The organism is Citrobacter amalonaticus, assembly GCF_001559075.2.
Taxonomy (GTDB): Bacteria; Pseudomonadota; Gammaproteobacteria; order Enterobacterales; family Enterobacteriaceae; genus Citrobacter_A; species Citrobacter_A amalonaticus_F.
On record NZ_CP014015.2, the window covers coordinates 1,955,827 to 1,979,868 of the forward strand.

A 24,042-nucleotide genomic window follows, 5' to 3' on the forward strand; every position below is an offset into this window, starting at 1 on the left:
TTAGGGTGGTTTTTGTTCTTTTCATACTTTATAGTCACTTTTAGTTAAGGTATCTAATACATTCGATAGCTAAGAGTTCTTATGTCCGTTGCTTTTTTGTTGGCAAGTAAAAACGCCTATTTTAATTATGGCTTGACACTGCTCTCTGATGATAACCCAGATATTAAATGTTATGAGTACAGAGAGGTTGATTCTGATCATGATATGCTTAATGAATATAATAAAGTGTATCTGGTTTGCGACAGGGATGATTACTTCGCTTACTGCTTTCTTATGGAAAAATTCCCGGTGACGTGTCTTTCCCTTCATCAGCTTTCGTACCGACATAAGAAACTGCGAGTCTTGACGAGTTGCAAACCCTCGCCTGTTTCAGTGTTCAACGACTTTACGGAGGATGAACGAAAAATTGTCTATTTATATTTTTTTAAGAGGAAGAGAGTCAGGGAGATCGCGACGCTAACACAGCTAAAAGAGAATGCTATTTATTATAGAATACGCGAGATAAAAATTAAACTTGGTGCGGAATCTACCAGAAAGCTTCCGCTCTTACTTAATGATTTTTTTCTGGTGTCAAATATCTGATTGCTGTTTCTTCGCATGATTTCTCATTGAAAATATTTAAATTGCTAACTATATCATCAGAGCCTGTGGGTAACGCTATGTATTTTAAAGAAATACATAGTTAAAAAAGTAATAATTAAAATTATAGACTATTTCGTTAATTAAAAATTTCCGAGTTTACATGGCTGATAACCCATGAAATTATATGCATACAAAGCATGGGGGTGACTGTATGAATAGTCAAAGTGCTTTAAGTACCCTTAATTTTCCGGCTAAGGAAAGTTATGCACACAACAATCTGTTGGTGCTGAAAAAGATACGTTTTTATAACTGTGCGATTATTTATCTACGGGATGCGCAACTGCTTATAAAAACGAAAGATGGGCAGTCCTTTAATGTACCCCCTGAATCACTGTGTTATATCGAAAAAAACACAGTGATTGATGTTGCATTAAAAGTGTTAGGTAAAGGCGTTCCGTATGAGATCTATCACGTTGATAGTGATGTGTTAAGTTGTATCTGTAAGGTGATGGAGCCGCTATTGTTAGACCCACAAAGGGTCAATCAAATGAGACCTAAAATCTTCACCAGTCCTGTTGACGAAACAGATACTCAAATTTTTAAGCGCTTAATTGGGAGTAACGTTCCACAACACAGACAAGTTTATAAAATAACTTATCTACTCTCCAAAATCAGAGATATAGAATCGTTAGTTTATTCTTTGTCGGTATCAACGGATACCACCTTTACTGAGCGACTAAAATCAATCATTGAAGCCGATCTCTCTAAATCATGGAAACTGGCAGATCTTGCAGGCATGTTACATATGTCGGAGGTGTCGATCCGTAAGAAACTGGAGAAGGAGAGTAATAATTTTAATACGCTCGTTTTAGATATCCGTATGCATCAGGCGGCAAAACTCATCACCACGACCGAGAAGCATATCAACAGTATTGCAAATGAAGTGGGCTATACCAGCACGTCTTATTTTATTCGTAACTTTAAAGAGTTCTTTGGCATAACACCGAAACAGTTTTCTTTGAAGGTAAAAAAACAATCCTGATGATCGATATCATTAAGATATTTCGCAGGACAAAACGACTTTGGCGTAACAGGCTGGAGTATTGCTGAAATCTTTACCCTACCTGTTGCGTTAAGTCTTTACTTTTATCGATCCTGTTCGCTTCCACTGATCGGGTAAAGCCCTGGATCTGTATCTCGCCATAGTGGCCTTCTTCAAAGCGCAGTGGTTTGTCCGATGGCAGATCAAACGCGCAGAGCCAAAATCACTGGCGATCCGTTCTCCTCTTATTATTAACAAAAATAGAATAGTCTATTGCCATTTATATCATTTATGTCATCAGACCGTCAGCGTATTCTTCTCCCAACGCGTGATTCAACGCCAACCAATCAATTTACTCTGGGATTAAATATGAAAACCATTATCGCTATTTTTACCGCTTCTCTGTTCTCTGCTATGACCTTTAGCGCCTCTGCGCAGAGCGTTACGGCGTCTGGTACCACGCTGGATTCTGCTGAAGCAGTGATTGCACAAAAAGCGAAAGAGATGAACGCCTCTGAATACAAAATCACCAGCGCTCGCATGGGCAATACCGTCACTATGAGTGCAGAACTGTATAAATAATCGCGAGGGGAACCCATTATGTTATTCGATCACTATGCGCTGAATGCCTTGCCGTTAAAAAACCGGATTGTTATGCCGCCGATGACGCGTTCTCGCGCCGGGGCAGGCGACGTTGCGACTGACATGATGGCGGACTATTACGCACAGCGTGCCAGCGCAGGCCTTATCATCAGCGAAGGCACGCAAATCAGCCAGCAGGGCCAGGGCTATGCCTGGACGCCGGGTATCTATTCCGATGCACAGATTGCTGGCTGGAAAAAAGTCACCGACGCCGTGCACAAGGCGGGCGGTAAAATCTTCGCTCAGTTGTGGCACGTCGGTCGTGTTTCACACACCGTTTTGCAACCAGGCGGCGCGGCGCCGGTCTCTTCTTCTGCCATTCAGGCACCAGGAGTGAAGGTCTTTGTTGATGTGGAAGGGCGCGGCCCGGAAAATGGTGTCGGCGAGATGGTGCAGCATGACATGCCGCGCGCCCTGACGCGGGAAGAGATCCCGGCTATCGTCAATGACTATGCTCAGGCGGCACGCAATGCTATCGCTGCAGGATTTGACGGCATTGAACTGCATGGGGCGAATGGCTATCTGATCAACCAGTTCATTGACTCGCAGGCCAACCTGCGTAATGACGAATACGGCGGCTCGCTGCAAAACCGTCTGCGCTTTATGCGAGAGGTGGTGACGGCGGTCTCTGCGGCGATTGGTAAAGAGCGCGTGGGGATTCGTCTCGCCCCGCTGACCACGCTGATGGGGTCAAAAGATGATACGCCGGAAGCGACCTACCTCGCGGCGGCCAGCGTGCTGAACGAGCTGGGCATTGCCTATATTCATATCGCCGAAGCGGACTGGGAAGATGCACCGGTTATGCCTGCCGCGTTCAAAGAAGCGCTGCGTATTATCTTCCACGGCACGCTGATTTACTCCGGTAAATACACCAAAGCACGTGCTGAAGGGGCGCTGGTGAACGGCTGGGCCGATCTGATCGGTTTTGGTCGCCCGTTTATTGCCAACCCGGATCTACCGCATCGCCTGAAAAATGACTTGCCGCTGAATGCGCCTATTAAAGAGAAGTTCTTCGGCGGTGGAAAAGAAGGGTATCTGGATTACCCGGCTAGCTAATTTCATGACACAGCGCGACGATTTGCTCGCGCATCCACAAAGCCCGGCGAATAACATAACGCCGGGCTTTGTGCATCCCTTTCATTTTCATGTGAATACCATCAGCGTAAACCGTGTTGTCAGCGGGTATGATGAGGCTGTCCAGTTGATTAGAGAAAGGTAAACGCATGTCCACTCCGCTATTTCGTCAGGCCACGCCCGCCGATGTTAACCGCTGCTATGAAATTGAAACGCTCGCCTACGAAGGCGATGAAGCAGCAACCCGGGAAAAGATTGCCACCCGTATTCAGCGCTATCCGCAGGGATTTATGTGCATGGAGTTGAACGGTGAGGTGGCCGGCTTTATTAATGCTGGCTGCGCCTGGGAGGTGGTGATGTCTGATGAAGCATTTAAGGAACTGGTCGGGCACGATCCGGATGCGCCCAATGCGGTGATTATGTCGGTGGTGGTGCATCCGGATTTTCAGGGGAAAGGCTATTCGTCACTGATGATGCGTGAGTTTGTGGCGTGGATGAAAGCGATGCACAAAAAGACGATTCACCTGATGTGCAAAGATCGTCATGTCGATCTCTATGCTCACTTTGGCTATCGCTACGTCAAACCGTCTGCATCCGATCACGGCGGGATGGCGTGGCACGAGATGGTGATGGCATTGTAAGAGACGCGATGAAAACCGTGCAAAACATCATTTAGAAGGCGTTTTAGGCTTTTTGAAGCGGGAACAGGGCATAGGATTTTGGCGGAAGATCACAGGAGTCGAACCTGCCCGGGACCGCTGGCGGCCCCAACTGGATTTGAAGTCCAGCCGCCTCACCGGAGACGACGATCTTCCGCGCCTGCATTGCTACATGGAGGCGGGGCGCATTATAGCTACTTCCTGACGTTTCCACACCCCCTCACTGACTTTTTTAACTTCCCTTTCTTCTTACCATGATCGGTTTCATATAAATCCTCATAAATTCCTCTAGTTACATTTCCTCACATCTTCTGGCGCAACCGCGATCACAGAAAACAAGAATCGTAATTTGATAACGAGATATCGGAATATCCGTCGCCACCGCGAATGGTTTACAAAAACGGTAACCGGTACCAGTGCGCATGAGAGCGCGAAAGGATGCGTTATGACTATTCATATTTTGTCTGTTAAGGAAAAGATTGGCTACGGGATGGGCGACGCTGCCAGTCATATCATCTTTGATAACGTCATGTTGTATATGATGTTTTTTTATACCGATATTTTCGGCATCCCTGCCGGTTTTGTCGGCACCATGTTTTTACTGGCGCGCGCGCTGGACGCCATTTCAGACCCGTGCATGGGACTGTTGGCGGATCGCACGCGTTCCCGTTGGGGAAAATTCCGTCCGTGGGTGCTGTTTGGCGCGCTGCCGTTTGGCCTTGTTTGCGTCCTGGCATACAGCACGCCCGACCTCAGCCTGAACGGTAAGATGATTTACGCCGCGATCACCTATACGCTGCTGACGCTGCTTTATACCGTGGTGAATATCCCGTATTGCGCCCTGGGCGGGGTGATCACCAACGACCCAACGCAACGTATTTCCCTGCAGTCCTGGCGCTTTGTGCTGGCGACGGCGGGCGGGATGCTCTCGACAGTACTGATGATGCCGCTGGTGAATCTCATTGGCGGCGATAACAAAGCGTTGGGGTTCCAGGGCGGGATTGCAGTGCTGTCGGTGGTGGCATTCCTGATGCTGGCGTTCTGCTTCTTCACGACCAAAGAGCGTGTAGAAGCGCCGCCGAGTACCACCTCAATGCGCGAAGATCTCCGCGATATCTGGCAAAACGACCAGTGGCGGATCGTGGGGCTGCTCACCATCCTCAATATCCTCGCCGTCTGCGTACGCGGTGGCGCGATGATGTATTACGTCACCTGGATTCTGGGAACACCTGAAGTATTCGTCGCCTTCCTCACCACCTACTGTGTTGGTAACCTGATTGGCTCCGCACTGGCAAAACCCCTCACCGACTGGAAATGCAAAGTCAGTATCTTCTGGTGGACCAACGCAGCGCTGGCAGTGGTTAGCCTAGCGATGTTCTTTGTCCCGATGCAGGCCGACATCACCATGTTCGTCTTTATCTTCGTGATCGGCGTGTTGCACCAGCTGGTGACGCCGATCCAGTGGGTGATGATGTCCGATACCGTCGATTATGGCGAATGGTGCAACGGTAAACGTCTGACCGGCATCAGTTTTGCGGGCACGCTGTTCGTGCTCAAGCTGGGTCTGGCGTTTGGTGGCGCGCTTATTGGCTGGATGCTGGCGGGTGGTGGCTACGACGCGGCCGCGAAAACTCAGAACAGCGCCACTATCAGCATCATTATTGCCCTGTTCACGATTGTCCCGGCCATCTGCTACCTGTTGAGCGCCGTGATTGCCAAACGCTTCTACACCCTGAAAACGCCTTACCTGAGAAAAATCCTCGACCAACTGGCACAGGGTGCGCGCCGCAATCAGCAAGACTTTACGCATAACGAATTTCAGAACTAAAGGAACAGAGTCATGAAGATTAGTGACGGAAACTGGCTGATTCAGCCTGGCCTTAATTTACTTCATCCGATCCAGGTGTTTGATGTTGAACAGCACGGTAACGAACTGGTGGTTTATGCCGCGCCGCGTGACGTCCGCGAACGCACCTGGCAACTGGATACCCCGCTGTTTACGTTGCGTTTCTTTTCGCCGCAGGAAGGGGTTGTTGGCGTGCGCATGGAACACTTTCAGGGTGCGCTGGATAACGGTCCGCATTATCCACTCAACGTTTTACAGGACGTGAAGGTTGACATCCAAAATACCGCTGAAGTGGCTGAGCTGAAAAGCGGTAACTTGAGTGTGCGCGTCACTAAAGGTGAGTTCTGGTCGCTGGATTTTCTGCGTAATGGCGTGCGTATCACCGGCAGCCAGTTGAAGAATAACGGCTATGTACAGGATAACAACACGCAGCGTAATTACATGTTCGAGCGCCTGGATCTGGGCGTCGGTGAAACGGTTTATGGCCTGGGCGAGCGCTTTACCGCACTGGTGCGTAATGGCCAGACGGTAGAAACCTGGAACCGCGACGGCGGCACCAGTACCGAACAGTCCTACAAGAATATCCCGTTCTACCTGACCAACCGTGGCTACGGCGTGCTGGTCAACCATCCACAGTGCGTCTCGTTCGAAGTCGGTTCGGAGAAAGTGTCGAAAGTACAGTTCAGCGTCGAGGGCGAATATCTTGAATATTTCGTGATCGACGGTCCGACTCCGAAAGAGGTGTTGAACCGCTATACTCGCCTCACGGGGCGCCCGGCGCTGCCGCCTGCCTGGTCGTTTGGCCTGTGGCTGACCACCTCGTTCACCACCAACTACGATGAAGCGACGGTAAACCGCTTTATCGACGGCATGGCCGAGCGCAATCTGCCGCTGCACGTCTTCCACTTCGACTGCTTCTGGATGAAGGCTTTTCAGTGGTGCGATTTCGAATGGGATCCGGTGACGTTCCCCGACCCGAAAGGAATGATTCGTCGGTTGAAGGAGAAAGGGCTGAAGGTCTGCGTATGGATCAACCCGTACATCGGGCAGAAATCGCCGGTTTTCAACGAGCTGAAAGAGAAAGGCTACCTGCTAAAACGTCCGGACGGTTCGCTGTGGCAGTGGGATAAATGGCAGCCGGGGCTGGCGATTTATGACTTCACCAATCCGCAGGCCTGTGAATGGTATGCCAACAAACTGAAAGGTCTGGTGGATATCGGCGTTGACTGCTTCAAGACCGACTTTGGCGAACGTATCCCCACCGATGTGCAATGGTTTGATGGCGCCGATCCGCAGAAAATGCACAATCATTATGCCTACATCTACAACGAACTGGTATGGAATGTGCTGAAAGAGACCGTCGGCGAAAAAGAGGCGGTGCTGTTCGCCCGATCCGCATCGGTGGGGGCGCAGCAGTTCCCGGTGCACTGGGGCGGCGACTGCTACGCGAACTACGAGTCAATGGCGGAAAGCCTGCGCGGCGGCCTGTCTATCGGCTTGTCCGGTTTTGGCTTCTGGAGCCACGATATCGGCGGCTTCGAAAACACTGCACCCGCCCACGTTTATAAACGCTGGTGTGCGTTTGGTTTGCTCTCCAGCCACAGTCGCCTGCACGGCAGTAAATCCTATCGCGTGCCCTGGGCGTATGACGAGGAATCCTGCGATGTGGTGCGCTTTTTCACCGAACAGAAGTGCCGCATGATGCCGTACCTGTACCGTGAAGCGGTTCGCGCGCACGAGCGGGGCACGCCGATGATGCGCGCCATGATGCTGGAGTTCCCGGACGATCCGGCATGCGATTATCTCGATCGCCAGTATATGCTGGGGGATTCAGTGATGGTGGCGCCAGTGTTCTCGGAAACGGGGGATGTGCAGTTTTACCTGCCGGAAGGGCGCTGGACGCATCTGTGGCACAATGACGACGTGCAGGGCAGTCGCTGGTACAAACAGCAGCATGACTTCCTGAGTCTGCCAGTGTATGTGCGTGGCAATACACTGTTGGCACTGGGCAGCAATAATCAGAAACCCGATTACGCGTGGAACGAAGGCACTGCCTTCCAGTTGTTCGCTCTCGAGGAGGGACGTGAAGCCGTGTGCGAAGTCCCTGCCGCTGACGGTTCAGTGATCTTTACGCTGACTGCTAAGCGCAATGGCAACACCCTCACCGTGACGGGCAAGGGTGATGCGCACGACTGGACGTTGTGCCTGCGTAGCATCGCGCAGATTAGCGGTATTCGCGGCGCTTCACACCGGGGAAGCGAACTGGGCGTAGTGGTGACGCCGCAAAGTCATGAGATCGTCATTTCACTTTAAGCTGATGTACCGAGGGGGCGGAGATTCAGCCGCCCCCACAGCGCCAGCAGCAGATACAACGCGACCGGTAACAGAAAGCTGAACCGGAGGTTGAGTCCGTCAATACAGGCAGCCTGCAGTAAGGGAATCACCGCGCCGCCAATCCCGGCCATCACCATTGCGGCGGCAGAAATATTGGCGATCGCCGGATTTTTGTTGATGGTGTGCCCGAAGATAATCGGATAGAGAATTGAGTTCCCTAAGCCGGTCAGGATAAGCAGATAACCGCCGGTGGTATTGTTCAGCCATATCGCCATGATCACCGCCGTTGCGCAGGCCAGCGTCGCCATCAGAAACGGCGTGTAATTGCCTGTTTTGTCGGCGAGAAAACCATAAAGAAAGCGACCCGCCAGTGCGCCTCCCCAGTAAAAAGAGACCAGCGACATCGCAACAGTGGTGCTCCAGCCGCTGATGGTGATGAGATATTTTACCAGACTGGTCGCAAGGCTCACTTCGACGCCGACATAGATAAAAATCGCCGCCACGCTGAATAACAGTTCTCTGTTCTTCCAGGCGTTATGCGTCCCCGACGCGGCTTTTTCCGGGCGCGCCACATCCGGCAGGCGGATCCAGAAAACCCCGGCAATCAATGCCAGCGAAAAGCAGGCAAGGCAAAGCCAGAGCGCACTGATGGGTTCTTCGCGCGCCAGGATATCGATGGGGGAAAACGCCAGGAGTAGCGCAACCAGCATGGGGGCCAGCGTGGTTCCCAGCGAATTAACCGCAGAGGCCAGGCACAGATTGCCAATTCGTTTGTGCGGTGCGCTGAGCAACGTCAGATAAGGATTAGCGACAACTTGCATCGCCGCCACGCCCGTCGCCACGACAAACATCGCCAGCAGCGACAGGGCGAAGGAATCCAGCCGCAGCGCCAGAGTGAACAGCAGGCATCCCGCAACCGACAACGTTAACGACAGCAGTAACACCTTACGGTACCCCTGGCGTTCAATCAGCATTGAACAGGGCAGGCAGGTCAGAAAAGGCGCCACGTAAAAAATAACGGTAATGAAAATAGACTGTGACCATGACAGATGAAAATACTGATAGAAAAAGATGATCAGCACGCTGTTGATGGCGGTTATATTTCCCCATAAGAAAAATATCATGGCGAGTAATGTCAGATTTTTATTCATTTCTTTTTTTTAATATGAAATTGTGATGAAGTGACCTGTTGCACAGACCGTTTACTTAAAAAAATGATAAATTTATTCTGCACTCACAGGAGCAGAAAATGGAACTGGAAAATGTATTTCGTGATGTAAAATTAAGTAAGACAGAAGTTACCGTACTGCGCTTTATTCAGAATAATCCAGAACAATGCATTCGTGAGGGTATTCGCACCGTTGCGGAGCACTGTTACAGCAACCCGTCATCGCTGGTCCGGCTGGCGAAAAAGCTCAAGTTTAGCGGTTGGCTGGAGCTGGTGTATTTCATTAAATTTAATATCACAATGCCAAAGCTTGATGTGACCAATGATATTAACTTTATGAATGTTCAGCCAACCGAAAACCTGGCGTTGCTATTAAATCGTCTGCAGCACGACCGTATTCTTATTCATGGCAGCGGTTTCTCTCAACTGATTGCACAATATATTTATAATAAATTCCTGGTGATTGGCGTGAATGCCAGTCTGGCGCTCTGGCCGGACTACGAAATACTGGAACAAAAAACGGCTGCAAAATTCGATTCTATCTGGCTGGTGTCTAAATCTGGTCGCAGCAGTTCGGCATTAAATTGGGTCAAGGCGCTGGAAGGAAAAAATACCGACCTTGTCTGCTTTACCGGTGACTACCAAAGTCCGCTGGCCCAGGCGGCGAACACCGCCGTCATCATTCATGATCCGCAGAAGTTTGATGATGACATCTACTGGAGCAACCCTTTCTTTGGTTACTGCATCCTGGGATTCGAACATCTGCTGAAGCTCTGGTTTTTGCAAAACCCGGGCGGGGCGCCAGTCGACGCCCCGGGGACGATCATTTCCAGTCGCTAAACTGTGCTTCGTCGAGATACTCGCCAACCAACTGTTCGGCCAACGACCAGGAGCCAATCAGCGGATGCGCCATTAATGCGCGGATTGCCAGAAACTTATCTTTGTGCATGATGGCGTCCACTGCCAGACGTTCGTACTCTTTCACGCAGGCGATCATGTTTTTCTGCGCGTCCGGTACGTGGATCGGCGTCACCGGTTTCAGCCCCTCTTTGCTCAGATCACAGCTGATCTCAATGACATCATCCGGGCGTAAGAAATCCAGCGTGCCATTGTTTTGCAGTGAGACAACGATGCGTTTGCTGGTGGCGCTGTTCACGGCTTCGAGAATATCCAGCGCCACCCCGGCGTAACCGCCGCTATCCGGTTCTTCAATAAACTGTTGCAGCGTTAGCGGCGTGCGGGTATTGAATTTTTCCTGATGTGACTCACTCTGCATATAGCTATTTTCGCGGCGCAGATAGTGTTTCATCCAGATATCAAATGCGGCTTCCGGGTTTGCCTGCGCATCCACGTTCTGCAGTTCCTCGCGCATTTCCTTGTTGATCCGCGCGATGGCTTCACCGCGCGTTTCCGGCGCATCCTGAATCGCTTTCAGCGCCACTTCGCGATAGTAGTAGTAATAGAGATATTCATTCAGCAATTGCTTGTCGCAAAGCTGAACCAGCACCGGTGAGAAGTATTGCATCGCCGTTTTGCTGTATAGTTCCGGGTTGCTCACCAGTTTGTCGGTGACGTCCTCACCTTTCACGGTGAAATGGGTAAACCAGGAGAAATGGTTCAGGCCATAGCATTCCACCTTTAGATCCGCTTCGTCGCAGTTGAGAATGGCAGGCAACTCGCGAATCAGCTCTGATGGCGCATCGCAAATGCCGTAAACCCGACGTTTAAACCCGGACTTAATGATCGCCTCGGTAACCAGTCCGGATGGGTTCGTAAAGTTGAACAGAATGGCATCGGGTGCGGCATGCTCTTCAATCAGACGGCAGTAATTGAGAATGGCGGGAATTGAGCGCATCGCCATCGCAAAACCGCCCGCGCCGGTGGTTTCCTGACCTAATGTGTTATGGTTCAGCGCGATACGTTCATCGCGCACGCGGCTTTCATCGCCGCCGACGCGTAGCGTGGTGATGACATAATTGCTGTTCTTTAAAGCGGATACCGGATCTGTCGTCAGGCTGAAACGAATATCAGGTCGAATCGTGGCAAAAACATAACGGGCGATTTCGCCGAAAATTTTCAGGTTCTCTTCTGCGTTATCGAGGAATACCACCTCTTGTAAGCCAATACGATGCGCATTATAGGCCAGAGATTTTGCCAGGAACGCGGAGCGAACACCGCCCCCGCCTAATACGGTTAATTTCATAACAACTCCTGATTAATTATTTGCCAGCCAGTTATCTACCCGGGATCGAACCTGTCCAACCCTCACACCGTAAATAACCTGAACTTCATTTTGATTACGCACTACGCCATTGGCGCCGGTACTTTTTAATAAGGCTTCATCAATTTTGTCGGGATGATGGAGCGCGACGCGTAATCGGGTAAAACAGTTATCAACAGAAATAATGTTCTCTTTGCCGCCTAAACCCTTAATGATCTCATCGGCGACGGCCTGACCTGCATTGGCCTTTTTATTGCGATAATCTTCTTTGCTGTAGAGTTTCACTTCGCCGTCATCTTCGCGTCCTGGTGTTTTCAGGTTCAGCCTGATGACCAGCGTACGGAAAATGATGTAGTAGGCGGCGAATTGCCCGATACCGATCAGAACGTATAGCGGCCAGCGGGTGAGGGCTGCCGGCAGCGGCAGGTTATATATCAGAAACTCAATGAGTCCGGACGCGCCCCACGGACGAACCGTCAGCAGATCGCAAATCGCCTGAGAGGCGGCGGTCAGTGTGGCGTGAATCAGCCACAACAGCGGTGAAATAAATAAGAACGTAAATTCAATCGGTTCGGTAATTCCGGTCAGAATAGAGGTAATAATAGCGGGCAACAGAATCGCCTTCGCCATCATTTTCTTCTCCGGCGTGGCGGTGTGGTAGAACGCCAGCGCCGCACCGGAGAGACCAAAGATTGTCGTCATGCCCTGCTGGGAAAAGCGCAGGGCTTCGTTCATCACCGGGGTGAGATCCGGATGGCGCATATAGGCCAGGAAGATGGCCTGCGTCCCGGACACCACCTGCCCGTCAACGTTCAGGGTGCCGCCAATCTGGGTCAACTGGAAGGGAGACCAGACAAAGTGGTGCAGCCCTGTTGGGATCAGGAATTTTTCAAAGAAGCCGTACACGAAGACGCCTGCCACACCGGCGTTTTTCATGAAACTGGTTAATGCCGCGATGCCGTGTGTGATGAACGGCCAGAACCAGGTAAAGGCAATGGCGTAAAAAAGGATCACCGGCGTCATGGCGATTAAAGTCAGTTTTGCTCCGCCGTACATCGAGAGTGCGCCCGGCAGCTCTATTTCAGAGACTTTATTATGGACCCAGGCAATGGTGCAGCCGAGAATAATCCCTAAAAAGATCCCCATGTCGACAACGACAAAGCCTAAAATTTGCGTTTGTCCGGTGCCATAATATTCGCCATTGACCTTTTCAGCGATGCCGTAAGTATATTCCAGCCAGGAGTGATTGGCGCCTAAAAACATAATAAAGCACATGACGGCAACCAGCGCGACTTCGGTTTTTTTATCTTTCGCCAGACCATAGCTGATGCCGACACAGAAAAGCAGTCCCAGGTTGCCAAATAATGGCCAGAAGGTATCACCGAGGAGTTGACCTATTTGATGTAAAAAGCTGGTTTCGGAAATAAGCGTCGGGTTAGTTAATATTGAGCTTAATGCCAGAATTAAGCCAATAACAGGTAAGAACAAGACCGCCCCGATCATTGCTCTGGAGAATCTTTGCATATCCGCCAGAATACGTTGACGTATTACAGACATGGCTATTCCTTTATTTTATGTAGGGTGTTTGTAATTATTAAATAAGACTTCCAACATCATCGTTATAACAACTCTCGGTGGGGATGAAAACCTGTTGCGGAAAATAGGCACAAATAGCCGATAAATGAATACCTGTTTCGTTTTCAGACAGAGAACGCTCCCGGATCGAGGATATCCGGGAGCGTTAAGAGGAGATTATGGCGTAACGGGCGCGGGGGAGACGGGGGCAGGTTCGGTTGACGTCACTTCACCTGCGGAAATAACTCCAGCCTGCATGGTTTGCGTGACCTGCTGTTTATTCGCATTCACGGCGTGCAATTGTCCATTCACTGTGGGTTTGAGCGGCGCGTCTGCCTGCACCGTTCCGCTGGCTGTCAGCTGGATATTACCGTCACCGGCGATCGGTAGTACCGGCCATCCCCATTGCTGTAGAACGTTCACCGGGACGCCGCGGCCATTCAGGCTGACCTGCGTCTGACGCGGCGGTAGCTGTGACACGCTGGCGGTCGCTTCCAGAATCCCTCTTTCCGTAAAGGCGCTCAGTTCGCTGATGTTCACCGTGTTAGCGTTGGCGGCTAAAGACAAAGAGGGGCGGCGCACGTCAACGCGGTTGAAGGTGGCGGCGGCAGCATTCAGGGTCGCGTTTCCGCTCCAGACGCCCCATTTCTGGTTCTGGACCAGCCCCAGATTTGCGCCATAACCATCCAGCGCGGTCAACTGCCACGGGAATGTCGGGTCGATATCAATCACCAGGTTGCGGCTGGCAGTAAATTTCTTCAGCGTCAGGCTGTTCAGCCATGCCGGCAGCGGTTGCATCCAGCGCTGTTTCCAGTTTTCCGGCAGGGTGTACTCTATGCCCGCGATAGCGGCGTCATCGAGGACAAGGGCTTTACCTTGCCGCAGCCAGTTGCCGGAAGTCCTGACCATGCCGCCTTCCCAGCGGGTAGTGAACTGGCGCAGCGCGATACCTTGCGGCGAAAACTCGGCATTCAGAATAGGGTCGAACAGATGCAACGAGCCAAAAATGAACTCACTGGCATTCATCGACAGTTTTCCTTCCTGCGTCTGCCAGTCGTCTTTGCTGAAAGTCAGATTGCGCAAGCTAAGGTCAAGGTCGGTGACCGCCCAGTCCGGTCCCTGAAGGCGCGCGTCAGTGACCTCAAGGCGATTAATCTGTAGCGATGGGATGGTGTTAAGCGGCGCGAAAAAGTCGGCCAGCGATTTATCGCTTTGCAGTCGGATGTCGTTCAGCCGCAGATTCTCCACCATCCAACTGCCATCAGCATGGCGTTTTGCCACACCGGTTAAGGCACCGCGCGCGATATCAGCGCCGATAGTACTTAATGTCACCTGTTCGTTATCGATACTGCCTTCAATCAGGACGTTGGCAGCAGGAACGTCATTTAGTGTCAGAGAACCCGCGCTGAGCTGAATCTGCGCTTTGCTGCCGAGCACTTTACCGGCTTCGGGCAGCCAGGGAATGATGCCACCATTAACCCGCTGAGCGCTCAGATCCCACTCGCTGCCCGGGCTATTAAGCGCCATATCCTGCAACTGCAGGCGGTCAGACTGAAAGGGGAGCGGTGCCGTCTGAGGCGAAATATTCAGGGTACCGTTTTGCAGCAGGATCGTATCGACATGCCGTGGATGTGTCAGTTGGCGAGTACTCAGCCCAATATCGACCGCTTTTGCCACGAGCGTGGCTGGTTGACCGTCACGCCCAAAGGTGACGTTTTTCAGCAGGATATGTGAAGGAGAAGAAAAACGATGGTCCATCGCCTCAAAGGACAACTGATAGTCGCTGTGCTCAGATATCAAGGCACTGATGTGTTCTGCGCCCCAGCGCGTTTGCAGCAGGAAATAGAGGCCGAGAATCACCACCAGAAGGGCGATCAGTACATAGAGAATCATCTTTCCAATAAATTTCATGGTCTTCCATCCTGCGAAGGGCACATAGTTGAGTTATGCACGATTTACGCGCAATCCTCAAGGCAGGAATCGTGAAAGAATATGATAGCGACGGTGAATTTGAATCACCGTCGCATAGCCTTTACTGCTTTTCAGGCGGGAAAATCAGGTTCAGTACGATAGCGGTGATACCACCCGCAGCAATACCGGAAGAGAGCAGGTTTTTCACCCAGTCAGGCGCGAACTGTAGGATCAGCGGCTGCTGAGAGACGCCAAGACCGACAGCCAGCGACAGCGCAATAATCAGGATCGCGCGGCGGTTCAGGGGTTCGCGGGAAACAATGCGCACGCCAGACGCCGCGATAGTTCCGAACATGACCAGCGTCGCCCCGCCAAGCACTGGCTCAGGGATATGCTGCACAAAGCCGCTCACCGCCGGGAACAGACCGAGTACGATCAGCATCAGCGCAACCACAAAGCCAACGTAACGGCTGGCCACGCCGGTTAACTGAATGACCCCGTTATTCTGCCCGAAACAGGAGTTCGGGAAGGTGTTAAAGACCGCAGAGACGAAGGAGTTCAGGCCGTTCGCCAGCACACCGCCCTTCAGACGCTTCATGTACAGCGGGCCAGAAACGGGCTGTTCGGAAACGTCGGACGTTGCAGTGATATCGCCGATGGTTTCCAGCGAGGTAATCATAAACACCAGCATCAACGGTAGCAGAAGGTTCCAGTCAATGCCCAGCCCATAGTACAACGGCGTCGGCACCATGATCAGTTCCTGGGAGGCTGGCGCGTTGTTTTCCGGCAGCATGCCCATAAACCATGCCAGCGCATAGCCCGCCGCCATAGCGATAACCAGTGACGCCACGCGCAGATACGGGTTACGTTGACGGTTGAGCAGAATAATCAGCAACAGTACAACGCCTGCCAGCATCAGATTCTTGGGTGCGCCGAACGTGTTGTCGCTCATCGCGGCATAACCACCGCCGATGGACGTCAGCCCCACCTGAATCAGCGACAGACCGATAATCATCACCACCACGCCCGAGACCAGCGGGGTGATGATACGACGCGCGAGATGCAGGATCCGGGAGAGCACCATCTCCGTGCAACTGGCCAGCATCAGGGTGCCAAACAGCGCCGCCATCATGGTGGGGACGTCTGCGCCGCCGGTTTTCAGTGCGGTGCCGCCCATAATCAGCGGTGCCACGAAGTTAAAACTGGTGCCCTGAATCGATAACAACCCTGAACCCACCGGACCCCACGCTTTAATCTGAATAATGGAGGCCACGCCAGAGGCGAACAGCGACATACTGATAATGTGTTGCGTATCCTGAGCCGGTAACCCCAGCGCCTGACAGATGAGCAGCGCCGGCGTAATGACCGCAACGAACATCGCCAACAGATGCTGACAGGCGGCAAACAGGGTTTGCGGAAGCGGCGGGCGATCTTCAAGACGATAAATCAGTTCGCTGTTTTGAGTCTGCGCAACCGGTTGCGCATTTTCCGACTCGAGGGTGTTAACAGACATCAATGATAATCCCGTGGTGACAAAGCGGGCATTTTATCTGACCAGATGGTAAAAGCAAACGTTTGCGAGTGGGTATTCTTAATATTTAAAATAGATAAAATCACATTTTTATATAACTTTTCCCTCTTTTCTGCTTAAAATCCATGCCGAATTACTACTAAAAGCTAAAAATATCCGCAGGAATAAGACATCGTGCGTAACTGATTCAGACGTACTCAAGGAGCTTTGTATGTTTCAACTCGATACCTTATCAACCCTCGTTGCTGCAACGCTGACGTTGCTGTTGGGACGAAAACTGGTTCATTCAGTCTCCTTCCTCAAGAAATACACGATTCCAGAACCCGTTGCCGGCGGGTTGTTGGTGGCGCTGGCCCTGTTAGTACTGAAAAAGAGCATGGGCTGGGAAGTGAACTTTGATATGACGTTACGCGATCCGCTGATGCTGGCGTTTTTCGCTACCATCGGTTTAAACGCCAACATCGCCAGCCTACGGGCAGGCGGTCGCGTGGTGGGCATTTTCCTGATCGTCGTCGTGGGATTGCTGCTGATGCAAAACGCCATCGGCATTGGGATGGCCAGCCTGCTGGGACTTGATCCGCTGATGGGGCTGATTGCCGGCTCGATCACGCTGTCTGGCGGCCACGGTACTGGCGCCGCCTGGAGCAAGCTGTTTATCGAACGCTACGGCTTTGCTAACGCGACGGAAGTGGCGATGGCGTGCGCGACGTTTGGTTTGATCCTCGGCGGTCTGATTGGCGGGCCTGTTGCGCGTTACCTGGTCAAGCACTCGACGACGCCGGACGGCATGCCTGACGACCTGGCGGTACCCACCGCGTTTGAAAAGCCGGACGTCGGGCGGATGATCACTTCTCTGGTGCTGATCGAAACCATTGCGCTTATCGCTATCTGTTTGACCGTAGGTCGGATTGTTGCGCAACTGTTGGCGGGAACGGTGTTTGAGCTGCCTACGTTTGTCTGCGTGCTGTTTGTCGGCGTGATTGTCAGTAACGGCCTGGCGGCGGTGGGCTTTTATCGCGTCTTTGAGCGCGCGGTGTCCGTTCTCGGGAACGTTAGCCTGTCGCTGTTTCTGGCCATGGCGCTGATGAGCCTGAAGCTGTGGGAACTGGCTTCGCTGGCCCTGCCGATGCTGGCAATCCTGGTGGTGCAGTCCATCTTTATGGCGCTGTACGCGATAGTGGTGACCTGGCGGATGATGGGCAAAAACTACGATGCAGCCGTGCTGGCGGCGGGCCATTGCGGGTTTGGTCTGGGGGCGACGCCGACGGCAATCGCCAACATGCAGGCGATTACCGAGCGGTTCGGACCTTCACATATGGCCTTTCTGGTGGTGCCGATGGTTGGTGCGTTTTTCATTGATATCGTCAACGCGCTGGTAATTAAGCTGTATCTGCTGTTGCCTATTTTTGCGCAATAACGTGAAGATGCGGTGGTGATGAACCACCGCGCTTTTGCATCGCCATCAGGCGTTAGAATAGCGTTCTGTTTCCGGCATCCAGCGCTCGATTAACGCTTTTGCCTCTTGGGGGTAACGTTCATGAATGTGACGTGCGATACGCTGAACTTCCGGAATAATGGCCTGATCGCGCAGTAAATCCGCCACCTTAAATTCTGCATTCCCCGTCTGCCGCGTACCCAGTAATTCACCGGGCCCGCGAATTTCGAGATCTTTTTGCGCAATCACAAAGCCATCGCTGCTGTCGCGTAACACCTGCAGGCGTTTCTGCGCCGTTTTTGATAACGGCGACTTGTAGAGCAGTACGCAGTGCGACGCCACCGCGCCACGCCCGACACGTCCACGTAGCTGGTGTAACTGTGCTAAACCGAGACGTTCCGGGTTTTCGATGATCATCAGACTGGCATTAGGGACATCCACACCGACTTCAATCACCGTGGTGGCGACAAGCAGGTGCAGTTCGCCCTGTTTAAACGCCGCCATCACCGCCTGTTTTTCGGCAGGCTTCATGCGCCCGTGGACCAGGCCGACGTTCAGTTCTGGTAGCGCGAGTTTTAACTCTTCCCACGTGGCTTCTGCGGCCTGCGCTTCTAACAGGTCAGATTCTTCAATCAGCGTACAGACCCAGTAGGCCTGGCGGCTTTCCTGCGTACAGGCGTTGCGCACGCGGTCAATAATATCGCTGCGGCGCGTATCCGGAATGGCAACCGTTGTGACGGGAGTGCGTCCGGGGGGCAGTTCGTCAATGACGGAGGTATCGAGATCTGCGTAGGCGGTCATCGCCAGCGTCCGAGGAATAGGCGTAGCGGTCATGATCAACTGATGCGGATGGAAACCCTGCTGCTGGCCTTTTTCCCACAGCGCGAGGCGCTGATGCACGCCAAAACGGTGCTGCTCGTCGATAATGACCAGCGCAAGGCCATTGAACTGCACCTGTTCCTGGAAGATCGCGTGCGTTCCTACCACCATTTGTACCTGTCCGCTGGCAATCGCGTCCTGTTGCGCCAGACGCGCTTTGCCTTTCTGCTTGCCCGCCAGCCAGCCGACTTCGACACCCAGCGGGGCAAACCAGTTACGGAAGTTATTGGCATGCTGCTCCGCCAGTAGCTCGGTCGGGGCCATCAGCGCGACCTGTTTTCCATGCGCAATCGCCCGCAGGGCGGCGAGTGCGGCAACCAGCGTTTTACCGGAGCCGACGTCACCCTGCACCAGACGCATCATCGGAATATCAAGCGCCATGTCGTGCTCGATTTCCGCTACCACGCGGGCTTGTGCGCCGGTCGGCTTAAAGGGGAGCGAGGCTAACAGTTGATTTTTCAGTGTGTCATTGGCGCTCAGCGGCTGGGCATGAAAGCGCTGCGCACCCGCACGAAGCGCCAGCATGCTCAGGTTATGCGCCAGCAACTCTTCCAGGATAAGACGACGCTGTGCCGGGTGTTGGCCGGTCTCGAGATCGCTTAACTGCAGTGTCGGCGGTGGGCGATGCAGCGTGCGGAGCGCTTCAGGCAAGCTGAGCATGCCCTGCAACAATTCCGGCGGTAAGAGTTCGGTAATGGCGCAGGTGTCCAGCAGATCCAGCGCTTGATCGGTGAGCTTACGCAGTGTTGCCTGTTTGATGCCTTCAGTAGTGGGATAAACCGGGGTGAGGGTTTCCTGCAACTCTGGTGTACTGAGATCGCCCTGGACACGGTATTCCGGGTGGATCATCTCAGCGCCGTACTTCCCGCGCTTCGCTTCGCCATAAGCCAGTACGCGCCGTCCGGTTGCGAGGCTGTTTTTCATCGCCGCGCTGAAGTTGAAAAAGCGCATTGTCAGTATGCCGGAACCGTCGCTGATCTGACAGGTCATCATCCGACGCCCCCCGAAGGTGATGTTGCAGTTCAGCACTTCCCCTTCGACAGTGGCGTAAATGCCTGGCAGCAGTTCGCCAATGGGATAGAGTTGGGTGCGGTCTTCATAACGCAGAGGAAGGTGTAACAGCAGGTCCTGCACGGTGTGCAGACCAATTTTCGCCAGTTTGCTGCTTTGCGCTGCGCCAACGCCCGTTAGTGAACTGAGCGGGACAGCATCTAACAGGCGCCCACTCATGATTTACTTCGCCGCCTGCATGGTTGACCACCAGGCGTCATCGGCTTCAATCGCACCCTGCTGATTGATATGCGGATAGGGCAGCCCTTTGCGTTTGGCGACTTTCGCCAGTACCGGATAGCCGCCTTCAAACAACAGGCGCTGCTGTTCGTCTTCCGGCAACATGCTGTTTTCGCGCAGATACATCCCGGCATTCTGCCGCTGGCGCTGCGCTTCATACAGAATCAGCGCAGAGGCAACGGAAACGTTAAGCGACTGAACCATGCCGATCATGGGGATGATGATATCCTGATCCGCCAGGTTCAGCGCTTCCTGGGTAATACCGGTTTTCTCCTGCCCCATCAGGATACAGGTTGGACGTGTGTAATCGATTTCGCGGAAATCGACGGCATTATCAGAGAGATGAGTTGCCAGAACCTGCATGCCCCGGCCTTTTAGATGGGTGACGGCATCGCCAATTGTGCGGTGGGTTTTCACCTGCACCCAACTGTTGCTGCCTGCCGCTGCCGAGGCCATGGTACGCATACGACTGCCTGGCCAGACGGCGTGGACTTCGTGGACGCCAACGGCATCTGCGGTACGAATAATCGCAGAAACGTTATGAGGTTTGTGGACCTGCTCCATGCAGACGGTCAGGTCCGGCTGGCGCCTGGCGAGCATCTCACAAATACGTGCATAGCGCTGTAGGTTCATAAAACTAGTTTCGGTTACGGGTGACTTTTATCACGTCTGGCATCACGCGAATTTTGCGCATGATATTCGCCAGGTGCACACGGTCGCGCGCGGTAAGGCGAATAAAGGCGCTGTAGACGCGACCATCTTTCTCTTCAGTATTCAGGCTCTGAATATTAGAGGTGGTGGTGTTGATCGCCGCCGTCAGATTTGCCAGTGCACCCTGGTGGTTAAACATATCCACTTTGATTTCGGTGATAAATTCCTGCTCTGTCTCTTTGTCCCATTCCACCGCCATAAACTTCTCTGGCTCTTTCTGGTAGCCACGGATGTTACGGCAGGATTCATGGTGGATGACCAGACCTTTACCCGGACTGACGTGGGCAATGATCGGATCGCCCGGAATCGGACGACAGCACTTGGCAAAGGTAATCAGCACGCCATCTGCGCCTTTGATGGGCAAATGACCCTGGCCGGGCACCGCAGGTTGGATAGCTGAGGCATCGCCCTGTTGCAGGTTTTTCGCTACCACCACGCTCATGGCATTGCCGAGGCCGATTTCTGCCAGCAGGTCGTCAAGGGTCGCAAGCTTCATTCGCTCAAGCTCACGCTGGATACTCTCTTGCGGGATTTCTGCCAGCTTACGACTGCCACCCAACGCATGGTTGAGCAGGCGACGTCCCAGACTGACAGAATCATCGCGCTTGAGGTTCTTCAGCAACTGGCGGATCTTGGCGCGGGCTTTTGAACTGACGACGAAGTTAAGCCACGCCGCGTTCGGACGAGCCCCCGGCGCAGTAATGATTTCGACCGTCTGACCGCTGGTCAGCGGTTGTGACAGCGGGTAAGGCTGTCTGTCGACGCGTGCGCCCACGCAGGCATGGCCAATATCGGTATGCACCGCATAAGCAAAGTCGACGGGGGTGGCACCGGCTGGCAGTTCGACAATCCGCCCTTCCGGAGTGAAAACGTAAATCTCATCCGGGAAAAGATCGGATTTCACGCTCTCGATAAATTCAAACGAGCTACCTGCGCTTTGTTGCAGTTCCAGCAGGCTTTGCATCCAGCGTTGGGCACGAATCTGCGCGGTGGTACTGGTTTCGCCGTGCTCTTTATAAGCCCAGTGCGCCGCAACCCCCATTTCCGCCATCTGGTCCATATCCTCTGTACGGATCTGGACTTCAACCGGAACGCCGTGCGGACCGATCATCGACGTGTGCAAAGACTGATAGCCGTTCGCTTTTGGAATGGCGATGTAGTCTTTTACCCGTCCAGGACGCGGTTTATAGAGGCTGTGCATTTGACCGAGCACGCGATAACAGGTGTCGGCGTCATGGACGATTACGCGGAACGCGTAGATATCCATGATCGAATGGAAACGCTGCTCTTTAAGCACCATCTTGCAATAGATGGAATAGAGGTGCTTCTCACGACCACTCACACGGCATGGAATTCCCGCTTCCTGCAGTCGCCCTTCGATTTCAGAGAGGATTTTTTGGATCATCTCTTTACGGTTGCCACGTGCGGCTTTAACCACCTCTTTAATCACGCGATAGCGGTTCGGGTACAGCGCCTCAAAGCCCAGCTCTTCAAGCTCGGTTTTAATGTGATGAATACCTAAACGGTGCGCCAGCGGGCTATAGATTTCGAGGGTTTCACGGGCGATGCGGCGACGTTTATCCGGGCGTAATGAGCCCAGCGTACGCATGTTGTGGGTGCGGTCAGCGAGTTTGATGAGAATGACGCGGATATCCTGCACCATCGCCATAATCATCTTGCGAAAGTTTTCGGCCTGCGCCTCTTTCTTATCGCGGAACTTAAGTTTATCAAGCTTCGACACCCCCTCTACCAGTTCAGCAACGCTTTTCCCAAACAGCTGCTCCATGTCCTGGTAGGTGGCGGGAGTATCTTCGATCACGTCATGTAGTAGCGCAGCCATCAGCGTTTCATAGTCGAGTTTCATCTCGGCCAGAATGCAGGCTACGGCAACAGGGTGCGTGATATAAGGTTCACCGCTTGAACGTGTCTGGCCCTCGTGAGCGTCACGTGCAACGAGATACGCCTGCCGAAGACGTTTGATCTGGTCTTCCGGCAGGTAGTGTTGAATCAGCTGATTCAGGCTTTCAAACAGATACAAGGGCGACCCGCTTTGTGATTAACGACGACCTTCAGCAATTGCGGTTACGGCTTGTAATTCAGCGGCTTCCTGCTCTTGCTGTTCCTGGCGCTCACGGACGTCGAGGATCTGGTTGTTGATCAGACCTTCTTCGATTTCGCGCAGCGCGATTACGGTAGTTTTATCGTTTTCTTCCGGTACGAGCGGATCCTTTCCGCCTACCTGCATCTGACGAGCGCGACGCGCGGCGACCAGTACCAGGTCAAAACGGTTACCAATTTTCTCTACAGCGTCCTGAACAGTTACGCGTGCCATACTTAAAATGCTCCACAGGTGAAGAAATGACTGGGCATGATACTGAATGTGGGTTCAGTCTGCCAACAGTTTGCTGATTAAAGCGTCATGACGCTGCTTTTGGCGGCTCATGCGCAGACGTTCGGCGCGAATGATGGTTTTCAGATCGCCCAGGGCGGTGTCGAAGTCATCATTCACAATAAGATAATCATATTCGGCGTAATGGCTCATTTCTGCAACAGCTTGCGCCATACGTTTCGCAATCACCTCTTCGCTATCCTGTCCACGACCCCGCAAGCGGCGGTCCAGTTCAAGTTTAGACGGCGGAAGAATAAAGATACTGCGCGCTTGCGGCATCTTCTTGCGAATTTGTTGCGCGCCCTGCCAGTCGATATCCAGAAAGACATCTACCCCGGAAGCCAGTACTTGCTCAATGGCTTCACGCGAGGTGCCATAGTAATTGCCAAACACTTCTGCGTGTTCCAGAAACGCGTCGTTGCCAATCATGGTTCTGAATTCGGCATGATCCACAAAGAAATAATGTTCGCCGTGAACCTCACCTGGGCGCGGAGCGCGCGTAGTGTGCGAAACAGAAACCTGGGTGTCGTACAACGGTTGGGTTTTTAACAAAGCCTGAATCAGGCTGGACTTACCCGCGCCACTGGGGGCAGAAACAATATAAAGCGTGCCTTGAGCCATGAGTATCTTACGTATGTGATTATCGAAAATGAACCTACATACGGGCTTATTATACACGTCGCCGCTACGCGACGTAGTCTTTGTCACACTTTTTACGCCAGATTATTGCTTTTTGCGCGCCTGTTTCCTGAT

General features: G+C 52.7%; 19 protein-coding genes and 1 tRNA gene. 8 read left to right on the top strand and 12 right to left on the bottom strand.

Annotated features, from left to right (window positions below; translation table 11 throughout):
- The first annotated feature begins 793 nt into the window (after nt 1-793).
- The 3 genes from AL479_RS09390 (at nt 794) to AL479_RS09400 (ending at nt 3,322) form a co-directional block, all read left to right on the top strand.
- On the top strand, nt 794-1,624 hold the full coding sequence (locus AL479_RS09390; RefSeq protein WP_061075881.1) for an AraC family transcriptional regulator: 831 nt from the start codon (nt 794-796) through the stop codon (nt 1,622-1,624).
- Nucleotides 1,625-1,993: 369 nt separating this feature from the next.
- Nucleotides 1,994-2,206, top strand: a complete 213-nt coding sequence (locus tag AL479_RS09395) for a DUF1471 domain-containing protein (protein ID WP_061075882.1) — start codon at nt 1,994-1,996, stop codon at nt 2,204-2,206.
- An 18-nt stretch (nt 2,207-2,224) separates the two neighbouring features.
- Entirely contained in the window at nt 2,225-3,322 is a 1,098-nt protein-coding gene (locus tag AL479_RS09400) for an alkene reductase (RefSeq protein WP_061075883.1), read from the top strand.
- On the opposite strand, the gene AL479_RS23930 is transcribed toward AL479_RS09400, so the two are convergent.
- Nucleotides 3,315-3,491, bottom strand: coding sequence for a hypothetical protein (locus AL479_RS23930; protein WP_192575253.1), 177 nt, complete (start codon nt 3,489-3,491; stop codon nt 3,315-3,317). The two genes, AL479_RS09400 and AL479_RS23930, sit on opposite strands and share 8 nt — an antisense overlap.
- Here AL479_RS23930 and AL479_RS09405 point away from each other — a divergent pair.
- The gene (locus AL479_RS09405) at nt 3,490-3,981 is read left to right on the top strand and encodes a GNAT family N-acetyltransferase (RefSeq protein WP_061075884.1); all 492 of its coding nucleotides are present in this window, start codon (nt 3,490-3,492) and stop codon (nt 3,979-3,981) included. The genes AL479_RS23930 and AL479_RS09405 overlap by 2 nt on opposite strands.
- Before the next feature lie 79 nt (nt 3,982-4,060).
- Here AL479_RS09405 and AL479_RS09410 read toward each other — a convergent pair.
- Nucleotides 4,061-4,155, bottom strand: a tRNA-Sec gene (locus tag AL479_RS09410).
- A 289-nt stretch (nt 4,156-4,444) separates the two neighbouring features.
- On the opposite strand from AL479_RS09410, the gene AL479_RS09415 reads away from it, so the two are divergent.
- Entirely contained in the window at nt 4,445-5,827 is a 1,383-nt protein-coding gene (locus AL479_RS09415) for a glycoside-pentoside-hexuronide family transporter (protein WP_061075885.1), read from the top strand.
- A 12-nt stretch (nt 5,828-5,839) separates the two neighbouring features.
- Entirely contained in the window at nt 5,840-8,158 is a 2,319-nt protein-coding gene (gene yicI / locus AL479_RS09420) for an alpha-xylosidase (RefSeq protein ID WP_061075886.1), read from the top strand.
- Here the strand turns inward: yicI and AL479_RS09425 are convergent.
- Complete coding sequence (locus AL479_RS09425; RefSeq protein ID WP_061075887.1) at nt 8,155-9,330, bottom strand: MFS transporter; 1,176 nt, start codon at nt 9,328-9,330, stop codon at nt 8,155-8,157. The two genes, yicI and AL479_RS09425, sit on opposite strands and share 4 nt — an antisense overlap.
- A gap of 98 nt (nt 9,331-9,428) precedes the next feature.
- Here AL479_RS09425 and AL479_RS09430 point away from each other — a divergent pair, with 98 nt between their 5' ends.
- Nucleotides 9,429-10,187 (top strand): MurR/RpiR family transcriptional regulator, encoded by a 759-nt coding sequence (locus tag AL479_RS09430; RefSeq protein ID WP_061075888.1) that lies wholly within the window; start codon nt 9,429-9,431, stop codon nt 10,185-10,187.
- Here the strand turns inward: AL479_RS09430 and AL479_RS09435 are convergent.
- From AL479_RS09435 to xanP, 4 genes are all read right to left on the bottom strand, one after another.
- Nucleotides 10,171-11,550, bottom strand: coding sequence for a glycoside hydrolase (locus tag AL479_RS09435; RefSeq protein WP_061075889.1), 1,380 nt, complete (start codon nt 11,548-11,550; stop codon nt 10,171-10,173). The genes AL479_RS09430 and AL479_RS09435 overlap by 17 nt on opposite strands.
- A 12-nt stretch (nt 11,551-11,562) precedes the next feature.
- A complete protein-coding gene (locus AL479_RS09440) occupies nt 11,563-13,125 on the bottom strand; it encodes a PTS transporter subunit EIIC (RefSeq protein ID WP_061075890.1) in 1,563 nt (520 codons plus the stop codon).
- Nucleotides 13,126-13,320: 195 nt separating this feature from the next.
- Nucleotides 13,321-15,054: an AsmA family protein gene (locus AL479_RS09445; RefSeq protein ID WP_061075891.1), complete on the bottom strand. Its 1,734-nt coding sequence runs from the start codon at nt 15,052-15,054 to the stop codon at nt 13,321-13,323.
- 121 nt (nt 15,055-15,175) lie between these two features.
- Complete coding sequence (gene xanP, locus AL479_RS09450; RefSeq protein WP_061075892.1) at nt 15,176-16,567, bottom strand: xanthine/proton symporter XanP; 1,392 nt, start codon at nt 16,565-16,567, stop codon at nt 15,176-15,178.
- Nucleotides 16,568-16,796: 229 nt separating this feature from the next.
- On the opposite strand from xanP, the gene gltS reads away from it, so the two are divergent.
- A complete protein-coding gene (gltS, locus tag AL479_RS09455) occupies nt 16,797-18,002 on the top strand; it encodes a sodium/glutamate symporter (RefSeq protein ID WP_061075893.1) in 1,206 nt (401 codons plus the stop codon).
- A gap of 45 nt (nt 18,003-18,047) precedes the next feature.
- On the opposite strand, the gene recG is transcribed toward gltS, so the two are convergent.
- From recG to gmk, 5 genes are read right to left on the bottom strand one after another with little or no spacing between them, the layout of a single operon-like run.
- Nucleotides 18,048-20,129 carry an ATP-dependent DNA helicase RecG gene (gene recG, locus AL479_RS09460; protein ID WP_105291741.1) on the bottom strand — a complete coding sequence of 694 codons (2,082 nt, stop codon included), beginning with the start codon at nt 20,127-20,129 and terminating at the stop codon, nt 18,048-18,050.
- Between the two features lie 3 nt (nt 20,130-20,132).
- Nucleotides 20,133-20,822, bottom strand: a complete 690-nt coding sequence (gene trmH, locus AL479_RS09465) for a tRNA (guanosine(18)-2'-O)-methyltransferase TrmH (RefSeq protein ID WP_061075894.1) — start codon at nt 20,820-20,822, stop codon at nt 20,133-20,135.
- 4 nt (nt 20,823-20,826) lie between these two features.
- A complete protein-coding gene (gene spoT / locus AL479_RS09470) occupies nt 20,827-22,938 on the bottom strand; it encodes a bifunctional GTP diphosphokinase/guanosine-3',5'-bis pyrophosphate 3'-pyrophosphohydrolase (protein ID WP_061075895.1) in 2,112 nt (703 codons plus the stop codon).
- Between the two features lie 18 nt (nt 22,939-22,956).
- Nucleotides 22,957-23,232, bottom strand: coding sequence for a DNA-directed RNA polymerase subunit omega (gene rpoZ / locus AL479_RS09475; protein ID WP_000135058.1), 276 nt, complete (start codon nt 23,230-23,232; stop codon nt 22,957-22,959).
- A gap of 54 nt (nt 23,233-23,286) precedes the next feature.
- A complete protein-coding gene (gene gmk, locus AL479_RS09480; protein WP_061075896.1) occupies nt 23,287-23,910 on the bottom strand; it encodes a guanylate kinase in 624 nt (207 codons plus the stop codon).
- Nucleotides 23,911-24,042 lie beyond the last annotated feature (132 nt).